The following is a 3,875-nucleotide window of genomic DNA, read 5'->3' as shown; positions in this document are numbered from 1 at the left end:
CGGTTGCGAAAAGCTCGCGCCTGTGCGGCTGGTGCCGGAAGGCGTCAGCGACGCCATCGTCCGCATGCAGGACGAGGCCTTCGACGGCTTTGGCGCGATCGTCGATGCCATCATGACCCAGGCCGAAGCACGCCTGAAAATCCTCAACAAGCGCACCCGCGAGACCTGCCCGGCCTCCGACCTCGTCATCGGCCTGCAATGCGGCGGCAGCGACGCGTTCTCCGGCGTCACCGCGAACCCCGCGGTCGGCTTCGCCGCCGACCTCCTGGTGCGCGCCGGCGCCACCGTGATGTTCTCGGAAGTGACCGAAGTGCGCGACGCCATCCAGCTCCTGACGCGACGCGCGATCAACGAGGACGTCGGCCGCGCGCTGGTGCGCGAGATGGCCTGGTACGATTCTTATCTCGCCCGCGGCGGTGCCGATCGCAGCGCCAACACCACGCCCGGCAACAAGAAGGGCGGTCTCGCCAACATCGTCGAAAAATCGCTGGGCTCGATCGTCAAGTCCGGCTCGTCCGCCATCACCGGCGTGCTCGCGCCCGGCGAGAAGGCGACGCAGAAGGGCATGCTGTTCGCGGCAACGCCCGCTTCCGACTTCATCTGCGGCACGCTCCAGCTCGCCTCCGGCATGACGCTGCAGGTGTTCACCACCGGCCGCGGTACGCCCTACGGCCTTGCGGCTGCGCCCGTGATCAAGGTCGCAACCCGCAGCGAGCTCGCGCGGCGCTGGAAGGACCTGATCGACTTCGATTCGGGCAGCATCGCCACCGGCGAGAAGACCATCGAGGAGTGCGGCTGGGACCTGTTCCGCCTGATCCTCGACGTCGCCAGTGGCCGCACCAAACCGTGGTCGGACCGCTGGGGCATCCACAACGACCTCACGCTGTTCAATCCGGCGCCGGTGACCTGAGGGGTCACTGACTTTCCATCAGGTGCATGTCGCTCAGCGTGACCGGAAGGCTGCGCGTGACGAGATCCACTATCGCCGTGCGCAGCCGTTCCCCCGACGCCGGACCGTCAAACGTCTCGTCGACCGGCCCGCTCGGACCGGCGAGCCGCATGGTCCCGGTGTTGTCGAGCGGCGCGGCCGCCCGCTTCTCGATCACGTCAAACGACTTGCCGTCGATCACGCGGACCTCGTAGAGCGCGTGGATCAGCCCGTAGTCCGCAAACAGCGTCCGGTATTGGACGAGCCCGATGCCCTCGACGTTGCGGCCGCTGCCGAGCTTGGATCTTGCCCTTGTAATGACGATGTAGGCATCCAGCCCCTGCGGAGCGACATCGCTGCGAACCAGCTCCTTGAACGGATCGCTGCGCAGCAGATTGACGGGCGCGACCGCCGAATCCCTGATCGCGGCGAACGCGGCACGCCTGTAGCTCACCGGCTGCACGCGAAAGCGTCCGCTCAAGAGCTTCGTCGCCTGCTGGACGATCATCTCGTCGAGCCCCCAGGCGCTGATCGAGGCGCTCTGCCCGGTATTGCCGAGCGCGGTCAGCCCGGCCTGCGTCAGGCTCATCTCCTCGCCGATGGCCGAGACGATGCCGACGGTCTTGATCGCCTGGAGCCGGTTCGCGCGCGTCTCGAACGCCGCGGCGGCACTGAGGGCGACGGAAGCGACCGCGAGGGCAATCCATAGAACGGCATGACGGCGCATGGCGACCTATCGAATCCTGAAGTCGAACGAATAGGACGCGCCCAGGCCGATCGTGGTCTGGTTCGACGATCCCCGCAGCTTCACCAGCGGGCTGTCCGCGGCGTCGCCAAGCAGCTTCTCGTACTCGACATAGGCATGGACCTCCCACTGCGGATTGATGCGATAGGAGATCTGGCTGCCGAAGCCGACCGAGTGCGCACCGCCCCTGGCATCGTACATCGGCAGTCCCGACGCGAGCGCCTGCGTGGCATCGACGCCGAAATACGGTGCGGTCGCCTTGGTGCTTTTCCAGGTGAAGCGCGGGCCGGCCGAGATCGTAAGCCTCTGGATCAGCGGCACGATGACGTCGGCGGAAACGTCGGCCGCCGTGCCGGTATGGCCACCCACGCCCTGGCGCAATTCGCTGCGCAGGCGCAGCCAGTCGACCGGGTAATATTCGACGAAGCCGCCGAGCTCGTATGCGGCTTTGACATCGCCAAGGCCTGTCAGCTCGGAATATTTGTCGCTCTTGCGCGACGAGACGTATTTGAATGCAGGCCCGGCGCGAAAATAGCCGACGTCGAGCAGCRCAATGCTGGCGCTGTCGCGGGGGCCGCGAAACTGGTCGATCGATCCGGCACGGCGAATGGAGAAGATCGGGATCGGGCGGAATTTTCCGTTCTTCGACCCGACGAAGTCCGGTGTGTATTCGCCGCCGATACCGACCATGACGGTCCAGTTGCCGGAGGGCGAGGGCAGCATCGGCAGGTCGAACGGTGGGGCCGGCAGCGTGAACGCAGTCTGCGCCGATGCAGACTGAGGGATCGCCGTGATCGCGCCGAGCGCGGCAAGGAATGYACTCAGCAAGCTCTGCTGCGCGCTCGCCGCACGATCGAGAGCGGCTTCGTCAAATTGCTTCATTACGGGGCCCCGGACCGGCCCTGCTGGGCCTGGTCGACTGGTGTGGTTGGAGCCACAGCATGTGATCCGGCAAAATTGCCCCAAGATTGCAGGGCGCAGGGCCACCGCCCCAATCCGTTCCCGGCGCTCGCCAGGTGCGCCGCAGGACCAACATTGCCCGAACATTGCCCGGGACGCGTTCACGCTCCGAACTTTGACCGCGCGTGCCGGTGAGCGCCCTCGTCCCTGCCTTTTATTCGCCAAGCTCGCTGCCTTAAAGGGAACCTCGCGCACGAACCGAAATGCCGGAATTCGGCCAGGGGGCGTCAAGGTCGGGGTTTTGTTGCCCCAGCAGAGTCAAGGACGACCCGCGTGCGCTCGCTCGTGATCGAAGACGAACCGCAGATCGGCGCCTATGTCAGCCGCCTGCTCGGGCAATTGCACGGCGTCGTCGACCTCGTCGGCTCGATTGCCGACGCCCGCCAGGCGCTGGACAATTTCAAATACGATCTCGCCATCGTCGACCGGATGCTGCCGGACGGCGATGCGCTCGAGGTGGTCACGGCGCTGAGCCGGTCGCCGGAACGCCCCGCGATCATCATGCTGACGTCCAAGGACGCCAAGGAGGACGTCGTTGACGGCCTCAACGGCGGCGCCGACGACTATCTCGGCAAGCCGTTCGAGCCGCAGGAGCTGATCGCGCGGGTGCGCGCCGTGTTGCGGCGGCCTCGCCTGCTCGCACCCGCGGTGCTGTCGCTCGGCAATGTCGAGCTGCATCTCGGCAGCAACGAGGCGGTGGTCGCCGACACCAAAATCCTGCTGCGGCGGCGCGAGGCGCTGATCCTCGGAGCGCTATTGATGCGGCGCGACCGTGTCATCACACGCGCCGCCCTGATCGAGGAGATCTACGGCTTCGACGACGAAATCGAATCCAACACGCTCGAAGCGCAGGTCTCGCGCCTGCGGAAGAAACTGGCCGCGCTCGGCGGCGACGTCGAGATCCGCAGCATGCGCGGCATCGGCTACATCCTGCGGCTGGCAACACCGCGATGACGTCGATCGCCCGGACCTTTGCGCTGTCGCTAGGTATCGCCGCGACGACGATTTTCCTGATCATGCTCGGCCTCTTCATCTGGCGCTATCCGATGGAGGAGCGCGAGTTCAGGGCTTGCCGGGTCGTGGCCGCCGTACTCGATCGCGCCACCATAGTCGAAGGGCAGAACTTGACGGTGCGCCCGACGCGCGCCCTCGAGGAGCTGAAAGCGGACAGTCCGAACCTCTGGTATGTCGTGTCCGCGGGCGAGCTGGTCAGCGAGTACGGCAGTGAACGCCGGCCCGCCC

The 3,875-nt window shown here is 66.2% G+C and carries 3 protein-coding genes and 2 pseudogenes; 3 read left to right on the top strand and 2 right to left on the bottom strand.

Annotated elements, in window-relative coordinates:
• Positions 1-910, top strand: a pseudogene (garD, locus tag AC1D00_RS30940) (galactarate dehydratase); the annotation flags it as partial.
• Between the two features lie 4 nt (positions 911-914).
• Here the strand turns inward: garD and AC1D00_RS30935 are convergent.
• On the bottom strand, positions 915-1,655 hold the full coding sequence (locus AC1D00_RS30935; RefSeq protein ID WP_477013268.1) for a hypothetical protein: 741 nt from the start codon (positions 1,653-1,655) through the stop codon (positions 915-917).
• A gap of 6 nt (positions 1,656-1,661) precedes the next feature.
• On the bottom strand, positions 1,662-2,555 hold the full coding sequence (locus tag AC1D00_RS30930) for a MipA/OmpV family protein (protein WP_477013267.1): 894 nt from the start codon (positions 2,553-2,555) through the stop codon (positions 1,662-1,664).
• Between the two features lie 351 nt (positions 2,556-2,906).
• On the opposite strand from AC1D00_RS30930, the gene AC1D00_RS30925 reads away from it, so the two are divergent.
• Both AC1D00_RS30925 and AC1D00_RS30920 read left to right on the top strand, forming a co-directional pair.
• Positions 2,907-3,587 (top strand): response regulator transcription factor, encoded by a 681-nt coding sequence (locus tag AC1D00_RS30925; RefSeq protein ID WP_028173254.1) that lies wholly within the window; start codon positions 2,907-2,909, stop codon positions 3,585-3,587.
• Positions 3,584-3,875: pseudogene (locus AC1D00_RS30920) on the top strand (sensor histidine kinase); the annotation flags it as partial. The gene AC1D00_RS30925 and the pseudogene AC1D00_RS30920, both read left to right, overlap by 4 nt.

The organism is Bradyrhizobium sp. P2_E8, assembly GCF_056403875.1.
Note: the sequence above shows the minus strand (reverse complement) of the source record. Positions and strands in the feature narration are given on the sequence as shown.